15 protein-coding genes and 2 pseudogenes are annotated in these 16,218 nt (G+C 72.2%); 3 read left to right on the top strand and 14 right to left on the bottom strand.

Going from position 1 to position 16,218, the window contains the following annotated elements; all coding sequences use genetic code 11:
* Nucleotides 1-767: 767 nt before the first annotated feature.
* The 12 genes and pseudogenes from ACGF3C_RS03435 to ACGF3C_RS03380 form a co-directional block, all read right to left on the bottom strand.
* Nucleotides 768-1,811 (bottom strand): annotated as a pseudogene (locus ACGF3C_RS03435) (LysM peptidoglycan-binding domain-containing protein); the annotation flags it as partial.
* Between the two features lie 14 nt (nucleotides 1,812-1,825).
* Nucleotides 1,826-2,275: a pilus assembly protein TadG-related protein gene (locus ACGF3C_RS03430; RefSeq protein ID WP_357232989.1), complete on the bottom strand. Its 450-nt coding sequence runs from the start codon at nucleotides 2,273-2,275 to the stop codon at nucleotides 1,826-1,828.
* Complete coding sequence (locus tag ACGF3C_RS03425; protein ID WP_357232987.1) at nucleotides 2,272-2,739, bottom strand: TadE/TadG family type IV pilus assembly protein; 468 nt, start codon at nucleotides 2,737-2,739, stop codon at nucleotides 2,272-2,274. The genes ACGF3C_RS03430 and ACGF3C_RS03425 overlap by 4 nt, the downstream gene beginning before the upstream one ends.
* A complete protein-coding gene (locus tag ACGF3C_RS03420; RefSeq protein ID WP_357232985.1) occupies nucleotides 2,736-3,179 on the bottom strand; it encodes a TadE family protein in 444 nt (147 codons plus the stop codon). Before ACGF3C_RS03420 ends, ACGF3C_RS03425 begins: the two co-directional genes overlap by 4 nt.
* Before the next feature lie 5 nt (nucleotides 3,180-3,184).
* Nucleotides 3,185-3,388, bottom strand: a complete 204-nt coding sequence (locus tag ACGF3C_RS03415; RefSeq protein ID WP_357232983.1) for a hypothetical protein — start codon at nucleotides 3,386-3,388, stop codon at nucleotides 3,185-3,187.
* Nucleotides 3,389-3,410: 22 nt separating this feature from the next.
* Nucleotides 3,411-4,283: a type II secretion system F family protein gene (locus ACGF3C_RS03410; RefSeq protein WP_357232981.1), complete on the bottom strand. Its 873-nt coding sequence runs from the start codon at nucleotides 4,281-4,283 to the stop codon at nucleotides 3,411-3,413.
* Nucleotides 4,280-5,226, bottom strand: a pseudogene (locus ACGF3C_RS03405) (type II secretion system F family protein). Before ACGF3C_RS03405 ends, ACGF3C_RS03410 begins: the two are co-directional and overlap by 4 nt.
* Nucleotides 5,187-6,728, bottom strand: coding sequence for a CpaF family protein (locus tag ACGF3C_RS03400; protein ID WP_393218358.1), 1,542 nt, complete (start codon nucleotides 6,726-6,728; stop codon nucleotides 5,187-5,189). The pseudogene ACGF3C_RS03405 and the gene ACGF3C_RS03400 overlap by 40 nt, the downstream one beginning before the upstream one ends.
* On the bottom strand, nucleotides 6,718-7,518 hold the full coding sequence (locus ACGF3C_RS03395; protein ID WP_355004748.1) for a ParA family protein: 801 nt from the start codon (nucleotides 7,516-7,518) through the stop codon (nucleotides 6,718-6,720). The genes ACGF3C_RS03400 and ACGF3C_RS03395 overlap by 11 nt, the downstream gene beginning before the upstream one ends.
* 2 nt (nucleotides 7,519-7,520) lie before the next feature.
* Entirely contained in the window at nucleotides 7,521-8,180 is a 660-nt protein-coding gene (locus tag ACGF3C_RS03390; protein WP_357235714.1) for an SAF domain-containing protein, read from the bottom strand.
* Nucleotides 8,177-9,112, bottom strand: a complete 936-nt coding sequence (locus tag ACGF3C_RS03385) for a hypothetical protein (RefSeq protein ID WP_393218353.1) — start codon at nucleotides 9,110-9,112, stop codon at nucleotides 8,177-8,179. Before ACGF3C_RS03385 ends, ACGF3C_RS03390 begins: the two co-directional genes overlap by 4 nt.
* Nucleotides 9,106-9,615, bottom strand: coding sequence for a hypothetical protein (locus ACGF3C_RS03380; RefSeq protein WP_387351851.1), 510 nt, complete (start codon nucleotides 9,613-9,615; stop codon nucleotides 9,106-9,108). Before ACGF3C_RS03380 ends, ACGF3C_RS03385 begins: the two co-directional genes overlap by 7 nt.
* 646 nt (nucleotides 9,616-10,261) lie before the next feature.
* Here ACGF3C_RS03380 and ACGF3C_RS03375 point away from each other — a divergent pair.
* Nucleotides 10,262-11,134 (top strand): prepilin peptidase, encoded by an 873-nt coding sequence (locus tag ACGF3C_RS03375; RefSeq protein ID WP_393218351.1) that lies wholly within the window; start codon nucleotides 10,262-10,264, stop codon nucleotides 11,132-11,134.
* A 16-nt stretch (nucleotides 11,135-11,150) separates the two neighbouring features.
* On the opposite strand, the gene ACGF3C_RS03370 is transcribed toward ACGF3C_RS03375, so the two are convergent.
* Complete coding sequence (locus ACGF3C_RS03370) at nucleotides 11,151-11,780, bottom strand: phosphatase PAP2 family protein (RefSeq protein WP_355004752.1); 630 nt, start codon at nucleotides 11,778-11,780, stop codon at nucleotides 11,151-11,153.
* 259 nt (nucleotides 11,781-12,039) lie between these two features.
* On the opposite strand from ACGF3C_RS03370, the gene ACGF3C_RS03365 reads away from it, so the two are divergent.
* Nucleotides 12,040-14,349, top strand: a complete 2,310-nt coding sequence (locus ACGF3C_RS03365) for a glycoside hydrolase family 65 protein (protein WP_393219068.1) — start codon at nucleotides 12,040-12,042, stop codon at nucleotides 14,347-14,349.
* A gap of 58 nt (nucleotides 14,350-14,407) precedes the next feature.
* On the opposite strand, the gene ACGF3C_RS03360 is transcribed toward ACGF3C_RS03365, so the two are convergent.
* Complete coding sequence (locus tag ACGF3C_RS03360; RefSeq protein ID WP_357222197.1) at nucleotides 14,408-14,872, bottom strand: hypothetical protein; 465 nt, start codon at nucleotides 14,870-14,872, stop codon at nucleotides 14,408-14,410.
* A gap of 180 nt (nucleotides 14,873-15,052) precedes the next feature.
* Here ACGF3C_RS03360 and ACGF3C_RS03355 point away from each other — a divergent pair, with 180 nt between their 5' ends.
* Nucleotides 15,053-16,213, top strand: coding sequence for a low temperature requirement protein A (locus tag ACGF3C_RS03355; RefSeq protein ID WP_357222199.1), 1,161 nt, complete (start codon nucleotides 15,053-15,055; stop codon nucleotides 16,211-16,213).
* The last annotated feature ends 5 nt before the right edge of the window (nucleotides 16,214-16,218 follow it).

Below are 16,218 nucleotides of genomic sequence, written 5' to 3'. Positions count from 1 at the left end.
CGGGCCGCTCAGGTGCGTCGGTGTCGGCCGACCGGCGGACCGTCCGGTACCGAGTCCAGGCCGTGCCCGCCGTCGAACAGCCCGCCCTCGCCGCCGGCGCCGGCCCAGCCCTCGTCACCACCCCAGCCCGCAGGGTCGGCGGCCGTCATTCCGCCGCCGTGGGGTGCCGTGCCGCCGGAGAGTGCCATCCCGCTGCCCGGGAACGCCGTGCTGCCGGGGTAAGCCATTCCGCTGCCGGCGGGCATCGCCCCACTGCCGGCGGGCATCACCCCACTGCCGGTAGGTGCGACCCCGCTACTGGCGGGCGCCACCCCACTGGCGGGCGTCACCCGACTGGCGGGCGTCGCCCCACTGCCCAGAGGTGCGACCCCACTGCCGACAGGCGTCGTCCCGCCGCTGCGAGGTGCGAAGTCGCTCCCGCCCGGTGCCGCGCCGCCGTGTGGCGTCGCCGGGCCTTCGATGGCCGCGGCCGCCCGACTGGCAGCCCAGGCGGCACCGCTCCCGGCCGTCCCTCCGCCGCCACGCCGGCCCGCGCCACTGCCTTGGCCCGCACCACTGCCACCCTGGCCCGCGCCACTGCCTTGGCCCGCACCACTGCCACCCTGGCCCGCGCCACTGCCTTGGCCCGCACCACTGCCACCCTGACCCGAGCCACTGCTTCGGCCCGAGCCACTGCTTCGGCCCGAGCCACCGTTTCGGCCCGTGCCTGCACCGCTTCGGCCCGCACCGCGGCGTGATGTGCGGGAGGACGCGGCCAGTCGGGGAGCCGCCCCTGCGGTGGCTGGACGGCGGCGCAGCCCCAGGACTGCGCCTATCTGAGCGCCGACGATGCTCGCCACGGCCAGCACGGCAGAGACCGCCAGCGGGCGGTTCACCCGATCGGCGGGACCGACTCGGGCTGCACCGACCGTCATCGCTGGTGGTTGGCCCGCTGACTCCGTACCACTGGGTGGTGCCGGGGCCACCCGCGGCGGTGCGGCCCGCTCGGGCGCCGGCCGGGGCGCGGGCGGCTTCGGTGCCGCGGGCCTGTCGACGAGCCGACCGGTGGCGTGCTGCCGGGACCCCTGGTCGGTGGCCTCCGTGGGCAGTCGGAGCAGTTGGCCGGGGCGGATCCGGTCCGGGTCGTCGAGCTTGTTCAGCTTGGCGAGCTGTCGGTAGTCGTCGAACTCGTCCAGGTACCGTTCGGCCACCTCCCCGAGGTAGTCGCCCCGCGCCACCCGGTACACCGGCGCGGGCTCGTCGTTCGCCGCCGAGGCGCCGGGTGCGGCCAGCCCCGTCCCGGCCAGGCCGAGCAGGCCGCCCCGGGCCACCGGCGCTGCCGTGTCTGGTGTCGTCGCGGCTCGGCTCGGCGCGGCCAGGGTGGTGACGGACGTTGCGCTCGGACTCGCGTACACCGGAGTGCTGTAGACCGCTGCGGCGCTGGCGGCGGCCGGGCTGGCGATCAGGATCAGCGCGACCGAGCCGACCAGCGCGGCGGCGGCCTTCTGCTGGCGGCCCATCCCGGGCAGCTTCGGCGCCGGCCGGCGCAGGGTCTGTGCGCCCAGTTCGACGAGGACGGAGAAGGCGAACGTGGCCCAGCCGAACCACCCGGCCAGGGCCAACGCCCGCAGGAAGAGCTGACCGTCGTCCCGACTGGTCAGCGCGGTGCCCACCTCGCTGATCGTGGGGAGGTGATCGGGCAGCGGGTTACCGGCGAAGGCCAGCAGCGCGATCGGCGCGCCGACCAGCAGCACCAGGAGCACGGCCAGCGCGCCGATGCCGGTGAGGATCCGTCCGGTCCGCCGTACGACGGACCCACCCGATACGGGCATGGCTGCCTTCCTTCCTACGGTGTTGCGGTGATGGCACGCGCGGTCGCCTCGCCGGTGACGGTGACCGTCTTCTTCTGGGTGAACGGCCCGATCATGGCGCGCTGGTAGGTGATGGAGACGGTCACCCGGATCAGGGTCTCCCCGTCGACATCGGGGAAGTTCACGGTGTGGCCTGCGGTCTTCACGGCGTTCAGGTAGTTGTCCACCGCCTTGCGCGCCTCCGGCTCGTCGATCCGCTTCGGCCCGCCCTCGATGGCGGTGGCCCGGTCGATGGCCTGACCGCCGGCCCGGGCCGCCTCGGCGGCCAGGTTCTGGGCGTGTTGCAGGGTGCGGAGCTGCCCGGCGGCGTCGAAGGAGAGGCCGATGATGGCCAGTACGCCGATCATCGTCACAGCGAGGAAGATGCTCACCCGGCCGTGCTCACCTGCTCGCGAGGGCCGGGCAGTCGACGTGGTCGCCGTCATTGCCGACTCCGGTAACGGTCAAGTGGGGAGGTGAACTCCGCGGTGATCAGCCGATCACTCTTCATCCCAGGCAGGATGCCGAGGGTGATGTCCTTGAAGGACACCAGGCAGCTGATCTTCACCGTCACGGTGGCGTTCGACCCGACCGAGCTGCTGAAGGCATCGTCAAAGCTGGAGGCATTGCCGGGCGACTTGCCGGTGAACGTCGGGTCCAGGTCGTTGGCGCAGGCCAGGCCATGCCAGTCCAGCTGGTCCTGGGCGGCTTCCAGCGCATTCTTCCGGGCGGTGTCGGAGTCCCGGGAGATCGAGGCGGCCCGGGCGGCGTCGTGCGCTGCGGTCTGGAGCGTCTCCGCTGCCACGGCGCTGCGCCCGACCACACCGGCCAGGACCATCAGCGCGATGAACGCGGGCGCGAGGACCGCCACCTCGATGGAGACCGAGCCCCGCTCGGCGGTACGGGTCATGGCGGTGTCACCCTCTCCACCGTTCCATGGACGGTCTGCTGAATCGCGAAGTCCACGCCCGGCACCACGGACAGGGACCGGCCGCTGACCGTGCAGGTCACGTCGGTCGTGGTGGTCTCGCAGGTCGGCCCGGCCTTCTCCCAGCCCACCAGCCAGCCGCCGGCGCCCTTCAGGAAGCGGGAGGCGCTCTCCACCCCGGCACCGTTGCCCGCCTGGTACGTCCGCTGCGCGTTGACGCCACTCTGCGCGGCGTTCAACGCGGTGGAGCGGGCGAGGAAGACGGCCGCGACCTGGATCGAGGCGAAGAGCAGCACCAGGATCAGCGGCATCATCACGGCGAGTTCCACCGGGTTGGCGCCCCGCTCGCGGTCGCCGGCCGCGAGGCGGCGCCGGGCGGCGGTGACCGCCCGGCTCCACCTCGGGTACGCGGCTCGACGCACGTCGGCTACTTCGGGTCCGTGTGGTTCGGGATGCCGTTCATCCAGTTGTTGGCCTTGGCCAGGGCCAGGGTGGTGACGGCCATGGCGACGACGACCAGACCGGCGATGATCACCGCGGTGGGCACCGGGCTGTCGCCCCGCTCGCTGTCGCGGCGCAGGTCGGCCAGGCGCGTCGTCACCACGACGTGCAGGTAGCTGAGGATGGACATGGCGTTCTCCTTCAGGGGGCGGTCAGACACGGGCGATGAACGGATAGAGGACGAACCCGAGCAGCACGAAGACGAGCAGCGCGCCCGGGATGTCGAGCTTGCTGGTGATCCCCTCGGCGCGGGCGAGGTTGTCGGTGCGGATCTGGTCGCGCAGCGAGTCGGCCCGGCTGCGCAGCGTCTCGTGCACCTGCGCGCCCTCGCTGCCGGAGGAACGCATGATCGCGCCGACGTCGCCCAACTCGGGAATGCCGATCTTGTCGGCGAGGTCGCGCAGTTCGTCCCAGGGCGCGTGCATCTGCATCTGGGCGATCCGCAGCGATTCCTGGAGCCGGTCGAACACCCAGCCGTCGCAGACCGCAGCCGCCCGCTCCAGCGACTGCACCGGCCCGTGCGCCGCGGAGAGCTGCAACGCCACCAGGTCGAGGTAGGTGCAGACCGCTTGGCGGAACTCGTCGCGGGCGGCGGCGGCCTTGGTCAGTACGGCGCGGTGCGCCAGCAGGGCGGCCAGCAACGCCAGGCCGAGGCTGCCCAACACCGGCACCACCAGCGGGAACGGAATGCCGAGCGACCACAGCACCACCCCGAGCACTGTCGGTGTGGCCAACCCGATCAGCGCGGAGAGCAGCACCGACAACGCGTACTGCTCGGGCGTCTGACCGATCAGGGCGAGCTGCATCTGCGGCGGCCGCATCCAGCGGGACATCCCGCTCAGCCAGTCGAGTCGCCGGGACGCGGGCGTGGACACCCGGCCGGTGCCCGGCGGCTGATGCAGCCGGCGCAGCGCAGGCCCGAGCGCCGGTGTCGCCGGCACCAGCTCCCGGACCACCAGGAACACACCTAGACCGATGCCGGCGCCACCGCAGACCGCGAGGGCGAACTGCCAGTTGATGATCACGCGATCACCTCGCTCGGGTTGGGCGCCGGCAGGAACCGGGCCGGCCGTTGCGGTTGGCTCATCGACCGCACCCAGGCCAGCAGGCCGATGAAGGCGGCGCCGAGGGCGGCCATCACCAGCTGACCCACCGGGGTGCCGTACGGCCTGATGTACTCGGCGTTGATCAGCCCGTACGCCAGGGTCGCCAGCGTCATCCCGGTGAGGAAGCGGACCGCGAACCGGGGCTGGGTGCGCTTGGCCTCGATCTCCCGCCGGGTGGCCACCTCCGCGGACGCCGCGCCGGCGATCGAGCCGAGCACGTCACCCAGCCGCTCACCCCGGTCCGACAGGTGCAGGATCAACGCCGCGACCACCTGGTCGCAGACCGGGTCGGCGATCTCGTCGGCGAACGCCAGCAGGGCGGAGCGGGCCATCCAGCCGGCCTGGAGGCGGGCCGCGAGCAGCCGTACCTCGTCCTCGACGCCGGGTGGGACGCTGCCGATCGTGCCGATGATCGCCTGCTGGAGGCCCTGCCCGGTGCCGGAGACGTCCTTGAGTCGGCGGGTCCACTCGCCGACCGCCTCGATCCGGGCGATGGCCCGCTGTTCGGCCTTGCCCACCCCGAACAGCCACGGGGTGCCGGGCACCGCCACCGCCACCAGCAGACCCACCACCGGCAACCCGGTCAGCAGGAACGCCAACGCGCCGGCGACCAGCGCGGCGACCAGCAGCGCCTGATAGGCCCGCTGCTCGGCCGGCGTGCTGCCCGGCCCGCGCCACAGTCGGCTCAGCCCCGGCCCGCTGCCCGGCCGTCGCCCCGGGGGTCGACGGGTGCCGACCAGGGCGACCACGGCCAGCAGCAGCCCGGCCACACAGGCGGCGCCGGAGACCACCGCGATCAACTCAAGGCTGTCGAACATCAGGTCACCGCCGGGCCAGTCGGGTCTGCCGAGGCCGCCGCCAGGCACCAGCACCGGCCTCGACCCACCGGGTCAGCAGCCGCGCGTCGTAACCCACCCGCAGCAACTGGTCGCGGACCCGCTCCGGCAGGTGGCGAGGGACCGCGCGACCGTCCGGGCCGGGCCCGAAGACGGTGGTGGTGGTGATCCGACCGGCTTCGCCGGCCCCGATCACCTCCTCCACATGCGAGACGAACCGGTGCTTCCGCCCGCCGATCGCGGTCTCGTCCTCGACGGTGACGTAGACGATCAGGTCGAGCGCGTTCCCGGCCATCCGCCGGGCCTGGTCGACTGTCATCTCGCGGCCGTGCGCCAGGGCCAGCTCGACGATCCGTTCACCCACACCGGCGGCGGTACGGGCGTGAATGGTGCACATCGACCCCCGGCTGGTGGTCATCGCCTGGAGCATCGGCACGATCTCCCGGGACCGCACCTCACCCACGATGATCCGTAGGACGCCCATCCGCAGGGACAACGGGATCAGGTCGGCGATGGTCACCTCACCGGCCGGGCGGCCGTCGAAGCCGCGTTCGCCGTGCCCCTCCCGGGCCTCGAAGCTCATCACCGCCCGGTGCCGCTCCCGGCGGCGGGCCGGAAGCAGCTCCCGACTCTCCTCCAGCAGCACGTACGGCTCATCCTGCGGGATCTCGTTCATCAGTGCGCGGATGACAGTGGTCTTTCCGGCGCCAGCCAACCCGGCGACCATGATGTTCAGACCGGCGCGCATCGCGGCGCGGAGGAAGTCGCGCAGCAGCGGGTCGATCATCTCGTCCAGGTCACCTCGGGCGCCCGCGAGGTCGTCGAGGCTCACGTCCAGGGTGTTGTGCTTGCGGATCACCGCGTACGGGCGGTGGCTGACCAGGAACACCGCGGCCAGCCGGCTGCCGTCGGGCAGTTGCAGGTCGAGGGTGGGTTTCACTGTGGAGAGGGACCGCTCGGTCGCGCCCGCCCGACGGGCCGCCGCCTGGAGGATCTCCACCAGCTCGGCGTCGCTGTCGGCGATCGGCTCGGCCCAGTCCACCCCACCGCCGTGCCGGGTGATGCGTACCTGGTCGCAGCCGAGGATGTGCACCTCCTCGATGGTGTCGTCGACGAGCAGCGTCTGTAGCCGGCCGAGCCCGACCAGCTCGGCGGTCACCTGGTCGAGCAGCATGCGTTCGTCGCCGGCGGCCATCGGCGTGCCGGACCGGCGCACCCAGTCCGCGTACGCGGCGACCACTGTGACGGCGAGCCGGGCCCGCTCGGTGTCCTCCTCGTCGACAGTGAACTCCCGGCCGCGCTGCCATAGGGTGAGCCGTTCGGTGAGTTCCCGGCGCAGCTCCCGGACCACCTGGAAGTCCATCCGGGCCCGAGGGGGCGATTCGGGCGGCGGGCTGGTCGCGGGCGTCGACGGCGGCTGCGGCCCGGACTGGTGGTGCCGGCCGTTCGGCAGGGCCAGGGGCGGCGCGGTGGAGGTCACTGCCGGTGGCTGCTGGCGCGGATCGGTGGAGACCGGCTCAAACCGCATCCGGCACCCCCTGCTGCACGGGCCACGCCAACCGGGCCCGTCGCCGCTCCAGGAGCGACCCGATCGGGACCTCCAGCGCCGCCGCCGCGCGCATCAGCGGCCGACCGGCCCGCACGGTCCCGCCCAGGGCGAGCACCCCGGCGGTACGCGCATCGTGCGGCAGCCGTGCGATGACGGGCAGTTTCAGGGCGCGGCTGATCTCGGCCCGCCCGTGCCCGTCGCCGACCAGCAGCAGCCGCAGGGTGCCCGGGGGCACCCGGTGCTCGGCGAAGTCCCGTTCGATCGCGGTGACCACCGCGCGGGTGCCGGAGAGGTCCGGCAGGTTCGCCCGGGTCACCAGCAGCACCACCGAGGCGGCCCGCAGCACCGGCCACGGAGGCCCGGTCACGTGCAGCCGACCACAGTCGACGAGGACGTCGTAGCCGGGGGTGCCACGGTCGAGGGCGTCGAAGTAGTCGGCGAAGCGCTGCCACAGCGGGGTGACGCTGCCGCTCTGGGCCGGGTCGACGAGGCCGGGCAGCAGCAGTCGTTCCCGGCGGGGGGCGTCCAGGTCGACCAACTGGGACCAGAATGCGGTCTCCAGGTTGCCGTCGCGCAACTCGCCGACGGCCAGCTCTCCGATGCCGCGTGGGCCGTCCAGTTGGCCGCCGAGGTATCCGGCGAGGATCGAGCCGCCGGCCGGGTCGCATTCGGCTACCACCAGCCGCCGGTGCCACGCCAGCGCGCAGGCCAGCGCCGAGGTGGTGACGCCGGGCGAACCCTTCGCGGACACCAGCGCGATGATCGCCATGCTCAGGCCGCCTCGGTCAGTACCACGGCGAGCCGTTCCTGTGCGGCGAGCGCCACCACCGCGGGCACATCACGGGTCAGTAGCGCCAGGTACAGGACCCTGTCGTCGTTGGCCGGGCTGACCATGTCGATGACGGTGGCCGCGAACCGGGTGCCGGCGGCGGCCGTGTCTTCGTCGGCATCGTTGTCCGGGGTGCTGACCAGCAGGACCTTGTCGCCGGGGTGCAGTTCGCGGGCCGGCACCTGGGCGGTCTTCAGGCCGAGCGCGATCTGTTGCTGGCCGGGGCCGAGCAGCGGGTCGTCGGTGACCTGTCCCAGGGTGAGCAGCGTGCCCGGAAGCAGCGCGACAGCGGCCCGTTTGCCGACCACCTCGTCGAGCCGTGCGGCGGGCACCGGGCGCAACCCCTGGCCGCCGGCGACCTGCACGGTGACCAGGTCGGCCGCGCTGATCTCCCGGCCCACCTCGACCGGTCGTGCGACCGCCAGATAGCTGCCGGTGGCCCGTACGGAGGTGACCGCGAAGGCCGCGCCCAGCCCGCCCAGCGCGATCAGGAGGACGGCTAGGCCGAGCAGCCCGGGACGGACCCGGCGCTGGCGGACCACTGTGGGTGGGTTGACGGGTGCGTCCACCGACGGGGTTCCGTTGCGCGTCGCGAGGCTCATCTGGTGACCACCTGGAGTTCGTTGATCTGGATCTGCACGATGCCGCTTCTCCGGGTCTGCGGGATCACCCGCCTTGTGGCGTCGTTGTTGGTCCACCAGCTCACCGTCCAGTGCGTGGTGGCGGTGACGTCGTAGGTGTCTGCCTTGGGGTAGCCCTCGTCGTAGCCGCAGTCCGGGGAGGTGGAACCCGCCCGGGTGCCCGTGGCCTTGTACTCGGTGCCGGCGCTGTAACAGGTGACCGTCTTGCCGTTGCCCATGTCCCAGTCGATCCGGTCGACCTTCGCTTCGATGTAGACGGTCAGACCACGGTCGGACTCGTCGGCGTAGAGCGGGCCGAAGTAGTTCTTCCCCGGGGTTGCCCACATCCAGACGGGCAGGCCGACCAGGCCGGGGCCGATGCTCTTTCGGGGTGCCACCTTCAGCCGGGCCGGCAGCAGACTGATCGACGCCAGGGCGCGACGGGCCAGCTCCTCCGGGTCCGGCGGTGCGCCGAAGCCAGCCGGCGGGTCGGCCAGCGACACCACCTCCTGGGCACCCAGGTCGCCGCCGTTGCAGGTTTGCAGGTACCACTGCTCACCCTCGGGGGGTTCGACCGGCCCCTCGGTCAGCTTGTAGTAGCACCCGTCGCCGCTGTTGAACCAGCCCAGGTCCTCGTCGTAGCAGGGGATGGTCCGCCCGTTCCACTGGCAGACGCCGCTCCCGCCGCCGCCCCCGTCGTCCCCGCCCCCACCGTTGTCCCCGCCGCCGCCGGGATCACCGGGGTTGCCGGGCTCGTCGTCCCAGACGCTGCAGTCGGGTTGGTCGGGCGGGCAGCCCGCTCCCGGGTCGGCCCGTAGGGCGGCGGTGGCCGGCGGTGCCGCACCGACCACCAGCAGGAGCGTGAGGCCGATTCCGGCGAGCGCGCGTCGGGTTGTCACGGCCCGGCTCAGCACGGCTGGTCCCGGTGCGTCGCGCCGTAGTTGATCAGCCAGCGACCGTTCGGATATCGGGTCGCGGTGGCGGTGGAGAGATGTCTGCCGCCACCGCTGCCCGGAACGGCGCGCTTGTCCTTGGCGTAGACCAGCCGGTAGCCGGTCGTGTCCAGGCAGTCCTGGATCTCCACCGTGGCCGGCTTGGCGTCCAGGCTGACGGCGGTCACGGTCGGGTCGGACTTGAACGTCCCGGTACGCATAGCGCCGTGCTCCTTGGCCTCGCGAATGGACACCCGGACCCGAGTCAAAAGTGGATCACCGAGAAACCGGGACAGTTCCGGCGATCGCGGATCACTGCGCAGGCCGGCCGTGCGCGAGGCCGCGAGATAACCGGAGTACGCGTCAAGTGCCGCCTTTTCGGCAGCGCGTCGTTCGACGTCGGAATCGGTCCGGGGTCCGTTGTCGCGGACTTCTGTCGGCCGTTCGACCGCTTCCCGTCCGCTGGCGCAGGCGGTGACCGGCATCGCCGCCACGCCCACCAGCAGGCAGATTGCCGCTCTTCTGAGCTGCCTTCCGCGCACCGTTGAGCCTCCTCGTGGTCGCCCGGGGTGGTGAGGGCTCGCCGCCGTCGGGCATACGGAAGCGCGCCCGGATCAGCACATCCGGAGCGTTCATTGCGCTTCTGCATTCACCGTTACGGATCTTCTACAAATTGGGGGTCCTGTGTCGTCCGATGGTGAAGGTGAGGCTTGCGTCACACCCAAGGGGCGAGCATAGGCTGACGCTCGCCGATGCAACAGAGGCAATTCAAGCGAACACTCAGCGTGATGACAGGTGGTGGTGGCAGGTGTCCACACTGCTCCCCGGGCAATGGGCGAGCGAACTGTCGTTATTGATGGGGCGTCGCCGGGCCGGACGGGTTCACCGCAGTCGCGTCACCGGTCGCGGGAGTGGGACATCGCGGTCTCATCCCGGCATTCGAGCGACGTCGGCACCCCGTCGACGGGCTGCATCGTCCAACGGCACGCCTGACTCGGAACTGGTCGAAAGCGTCCGCGCGGGCTCCGGTCGGCAGGTCGCTTTCTGCGCCATCCGCCACACCGCAGCGAGCGTGCAATCACGATCCGTGTTCACCGTCGCAGGGGAGCGGTCAGCCGCAATGGAGGAGACATGGCGCTGACCGGCCCCCCGGCGGCCACCCCCGGTCGGGAAGACCGACCCGATCGGAGTCCGGCACCCCGGCCGTCCGGTGCCAGGACGGAACCCGCAGGCCAGGCGACGCCCGCTCCGCCGGGCGACCTCGCCTCGGCGGGGGCACGCACCCGGGTCTCGACGGTGTTCGCGATCCTCGCGATCAGTCCGCTGATGCGGTTGGCCGCGCTGCGCTACGCCGTACCCCCGGGTCTGCCCAGCCGGAGTGGCTGCGACGCCTGCGGCGCGCCGGTCGGCCTGACTCACCCCTGGCCGGCGCTGGGCCCGGCGGCCCGGTGCGGTCAGTGCCGCGCCCGGGTCGGCCCACCGCCGGCCACCGTCGAGCTGGCACTGCTCGCGGCGGCGGTGCTGCTGGCGATCGCCGGTCCGCCGGGCGGGGCGCTGCCGGCGCTGATCTGGTGGCTGGGCTGGACCATCCCGGCGATCCTCGTCGACCTGGCCGTGCACCGGTTGCCGGATCGGCTCACACTGCCCGCGGCAGCCGGGACCTGGCTGCTGCTCGGCGTGGCCGCGCTCGACGCCGACCCGGGGCACTGGCTGCGAGCCGTCATCGGCGGCGCCGGGCTGGCGTTCTTCTTCGCCAGCACCGCTGTGCTGCTCGGCCGCCGCGGCTTCGGGCTGGGCGACGCCAAGCTGGCGCTCAGCGTCGGCGCGCTGCTCGGCTGGTACGGCTGGCCGGTGCTGCTGTTCGGGCTGGTGCTCACCTTCGGGCTCTCCGCCCTGGTGAGTCTGGTCCTGCTGGCCACCCGCCGTGCCAACTGGAGCACCCACCTGCCGTTCGGCCCGTTCCTGCTGCTCGGCACAACGGCCGCTCTCCTGCTGGCGACCTGACCCGCCTCGCGGCTGGTCAGGGGCGGGATCGGCTGGCCAGCTTGGGGGCCGGGCTGCCGGAACGGTTGGCCCGGCGGCGGAGCACCTCGCTGGTCGGGCGGGCCAGCAACGGGGTGAGCACCACGGCGACCAGGGCACCGAGCAGCACACCCGCGATCACGTCGTGCGGGTAGTGCACGCCCACGAAGACCCGCGAGAAGGCGCCGAGCGCGGCCAGGGGCAGCGCGATCAGGCCGAGTCGGCGGGAGAGCAGCAACGTGGTGACCGCCAGCGCGCCGGCGATGGTGGCGTGGTTGCTGGGGAACGACCAGTCGCCCGGCGGTGGGCAGACGCCCGCGATGATCTCCCGACCGATCGACCGGCAGGGGCGATCCTCGTCCACCACGGTCTTGAGGAACTCACTGCCCACGTACGCCAGGACGGCCGGCACGGGCGCGATCAGGGCCAGTGCCCGGTCGTGCGGGCCGCCGGAACGGCGGCTCAGCGCGGCCATCACCAGCAGCGCGCCGAGTAGCAGGATCACCCCCTCGGTGGCGTGCCCGACGAACCACTGCACCGGCTCTGGGCTACCGGCGGCGGCGTCGACGACGTCGCTGTACCACTCGGCGCTGATCTCCGGAACGTCAATGCTGCCGTTGTCGACCATGCATCACCTCACTTCACGTTCATACCCTGTTCACCTTGGGCACACCCTAGGAACGCGCCAGAGGGCATCGCTGCTGTCGAAGGTCAGGTGGTTGTCAGACCTTCGTCCAGGTTTCGCACAGCCGGCTCTGATTGGCTGTCGCAGAACGTCGACCTCGACAGGAGACCTCGTGCAGACCGGTTCGGCCACCGATCAACCGCAGTCCACCGCCGCTACCGCAGACGACGAGACCTGGCGGATCCGGCGCACGGAGGCCGACATGGACCGGCTCGGCGAGACCGAGTCGATCTTCGCGTTGGGCAACGGATGGATCGGCTGGCGTGGGGTGCTCGACGAGGGCGCCCCGTGCGGGACGCCGGGCAGTTACGTCAGTGGCTTCCACGAGCGGCGTGAGCTGAGCTATCCCGAGGAGGGGTACGCGTTCCCGCCAGCCAGCGACACCGTCATCAGCGCACCGAACGCCGCACTGATCCGGCTCTGGGTCGACGACGAGCCGTTGGATCTCCGGACCGGGTCGCTGCGCAGCCATGAACGGGTGCTCGATCTGCGTACCGGCGTGCTGCGCCGGGAGACCGAGTGGATTTCACCGGCCGGGCGGGGCGTACGCATCCGCAGCACCCGGCTGGTATCCCTGCCGCGTCGCCCGGTGGCCGCCGTCCGGTACGAGGTCGAGCCGTTGGACACCGCCGTCGAGCTGAGGGTCAGCTCGGACCTGCTGGCCAACGAGAAGGTGCCGGAGCGTTCGGACGACCCTCGGGCCGCCTCGGTGCCCAGCGACCCGTTGACCGCCGAGACGTACAGTGCGACCGGCCTCGACGGCGTGCTGGTGCACCGCACCGAGCGCAGCGGCCAGCGTGTGGCGGTCGCGGTCAGTCACCTGCTGGAAGGCCCGGGCACTGTGACGACCAGCGGCGACTGCATCCCGGACCGGGTACGGCTGACCGTGACGGGTCGCCTGCACCCGGGGGAGCGGTTGCGGCTGACGAAGTTCGCCGCCTACGAGTGGGCGGCGGTCGACGCGACGCCCGTCGGCGAGTTGGCCGCCCTGGTCGCCGCCGAGGCGGACGCGGCGCGCGCGGACGGCTTCGACGCCCTGCTCACCGACCAGCGCGCCGCCCTGGACGCGGCCTGGCAGGTCGCCGACGTGCGGCTCGACGGCGATCCGGAGCTTCAGCAGGCCGTTCGGTTCGCGATGTTCCACCTGATCCAGGCCGGTCGCCCGGACTCCGACCGGACCATCTCGGCCAAGGGGTTGACCGGCAACGGCTACGACGGGCACGTCCTGTGGGACACCGAGAGTTACGTCCTGCCGGTGCTCACCTACCTGGCCCCGGCGGTGGCCCGCTCGGCGTTGAGGTGGCGGCACGCCCACCTGCCCGAGGCGCGGGAGCGGGCCGCCGAGCTGCGGTTGAGCGGCGTGACCTTCCCGTGGCGCACCATCGGCGGTCGGGAAAGCTCCGGCTACTGGCCGGCGGGCACCGCCGCGCTGCACGTCAACGCCGACATCGCCGACGCGGTGCTGCGCTACCTGGCGGCCACCGACGACCAGCGGTTCCTGGCCGAGGCGGGGCTGGAACTGCTGGTGGAGACCGCCCGGCTCTGGCACGGCTTCGGCCACTGGTCGGGCGGGGGCGACTTCCACCTGCACGGGGTGACCGGCCCGGACGAGTACGCCGCGCTGGTCGACGACAACGTGTTCACCAACCTGATGGCGAAGCGCAACCTGCGCGGCGCGGCGGACGCCGCCGAGGGGCATCCCGAGCTGGCCGACCGGCTCGGCGTGGACCGCGACGAGGTGGCCGGCTGGCGAGCCGCCGCCGACGCGATGGCCATTCCGTACGACAGCGAGCGCGGGGTGCACCAGCAGGCCGCCGGCTTCACCGAACAGCCCGAGTGGGACTTCGCGAACACCGGTGACGACGACTACCCGCTGCTGCTGCACTTTCCGTACCTGGAGCTGTACCGCAAGCAGGTGGTGAAGCAGTCCGATCTGGTGCTGGCCATGCAGCTCTGCCCCGGTGAGTTCACCGCCGACGAGAAGGCCCGCAACCTGGCCTACTACCAGGCCCGCACGGTCCGCGACTCGTCGCTGTCGGCGCCCCCGCAGGCCGTGCTGGCCGCCGAGGTCGGGCACCTGGATCTGGCGTACGACCTGTTCGCCGAGTCGGTCCTGCAGGACCTGGCCGACCTGGGCGACAAGACCGCTGACGGGCTGCACCTGGCTTCGCTGGCCGGCGCGTGGCTGGCCCTGGTGCAGGGCTTCGGCGGGCTGCGCGACGACCGGAGGGTGCTCTCCTTCGACCCCCGGCTGCCGCGCCGGATCGACAGGCTGGCGTTCAGCCTGCGCTGGCGTGGCCACCGGCTGCGGGTCACATTGACTCCGGCCGAGGTCCGCTACGAGCTGCCCGACGCCGCCGCGGACGCCGAGGTCGAGCTGTGGCACCACGGCGAGTCGCTGCGGGTCACCGGCGCCGAGCCGGTCACCCGGCCGATGCCGCCGGTGCCCGATCCCGGTCCGGAACCGCCCTCCCCGCCCGGCCGCCGCCCCACCCGCCGCTCAGCCGACTGAGTCGCCCCGACCGGTTCGGGCCGGCGCGGCTTCGTCCCGAGTCGGCGCGGGCTCCAGCTCAGGTCGGGGCGGGACCGCCGGCCATCCGCTCGCGGACGGCCTCCAGCGCCTCGAAGGCGTACGCCCAGTTGTGGCACTTGAAGCTGCGCAGGCCGTCGATCGCTGTGTGACAGTCGGAGCAGCGCACCCCGGCGATGGCGTCCGGGATCTCGGTGTTGACGTACTTGCGCTCGCCCAGGATGACCGTGGCGATCATGGCCTTGTCGTGCAGGCCGGAGAGCGCCGACGAGACGATGTCGTACCAGGTGACCCGTCGACGGCACTTCGGGCAGTCAGGTTCGTCGCCGCTGACCCAGAGTGGGGCGCCGATGCTGCGCGCCGGCATGCCGAGCAGTTTCTCCAGCCGCCGGACGTCCGACTCGGGGGTGGTCCAGCGGTGTCGGCCGGGCAGTGATGCGGGCGAGTCGTACACGGCGCGGAACAGGTCGTTGTCGACCTGCACGGTCTCGCGCTGAGCGGTCATCGGCGTCCATCCTCGTTGAGTCGGTGCCCCCACCGTGGCCAGCGGTGACCATGGGCGCAGCCGGATCAACGACACGAGGGGGCGGTGGGTCGTCGCTCCGCCGCTGACCGCTTTCGCCTCCGGTGGCCGGCCTCGGGTGGTACGACGGACGCAGGGCGTGCGTCGGCGGGAGGAGCGCCGATGGCGAGCAGACCAGAACGGTTGCTGCGGGGCGGCAACTCGCCGCTGAGCGCCTCGTTCCTGGAGCTGTTCTTCGACCTGGCGTTCGTGCTCGCCCTCAGTCAGTTGGCCGCCCACCTGCTGCACGACCTCAGCCTGGCCGGCGCGCTGCGTACCGCCCTGCTGTTGACGGGCGTCTGGTGGATCTGGGTGCCCACCACCTGGTTCGCCGACTGGTACGACCCGGAGAGTCCGGCGGTGCGGTGGTTACTGGTGAGTGCCGCGCTGGGCAGCCTGCTGGCCGGGGTGGCGATCCCGCAGGCGCTGGACGGGCGGGGCCTGCTCTTCGCCGGCGCGTACGTCTCGGTGCACATCGCCCGGGGCGTTGTCACCGCCGTCGGGCTGCGCGGTCATCCGCGACAGATTCGAACGCTGCGCATCCTCTGCTGGTTCAGCGTCTCCGCCGTACCGTGGTTGGTCGGTGGGTTTCTGCCGCAGTGGCGGGTGCCGCTCTGGCTGCTCGCCCTCGCCATCGACCTCACCGGCCCGCGACTCCGCTGGCCCACGCCGGGGATGGGACGGACCGGGCGGCAGGAGCTGCACCTGGCTGGCGAGCACTTCGCCGAGCGGTACCAGCAGATCATGATCATCGCGCTCGGCGAACTCGTCCTGGTCGCCGGCCTCTCGTACGCCGGCACCGATCTCCACTTCCCGCAGACTGTCGCGTTCCTGTTGGTCTTCGCCACCGCCGTGCTGATCGGTCTGCTCTATGTCACGCCCGCCGGCCAGCGCCTCGGCCCCGCCATCGAGCGTGCCGATCCGGCCCGTCTCGGCGTCATCACCGGATATCTGCACCTGGTGATGATCGCCGGGCTGGTGGTCACCTCCGTCGGCGCCGAGCTGAGCATCGCGCACCCTCTGCGAACTGGTGACATCACAGCGGTCCTGTTCATCCTGAGCGGCCCGATGCTGTTCCTCCTCGGGCGGATCCTTTTCTCGGCGGCGATCCACCGGCGACTCTCCTGGCCCCGGGTCGCCGCCCTGTTCGTGCTGGCCGCCGCGGCGGTTGTTCTGCGGATGCCGCTGCTGGCGGTCAGCGCGGTCGCCACCGGGGTGGCGCTCGCTGTGGTCGTCCTGGACCACGCCGGGATCGGCTCGTACCGGCACCGAGCTGGCGCGTAGTCAAG

This window comes from Micromonospora sp. NPDC047762 (assembly GCF_043204655.1).
In the GTDB taxonomy this organism is placed as follows: Bacteria; Actinomycetota; Actinomycetes; order Mycobacteriales; family Micromonosporaceae; genus Micromonospora.
Note: the sequence above shows the minus strand (reverse complement) of the source record. Positions and strands in the feature narration are given on the sequence as shown.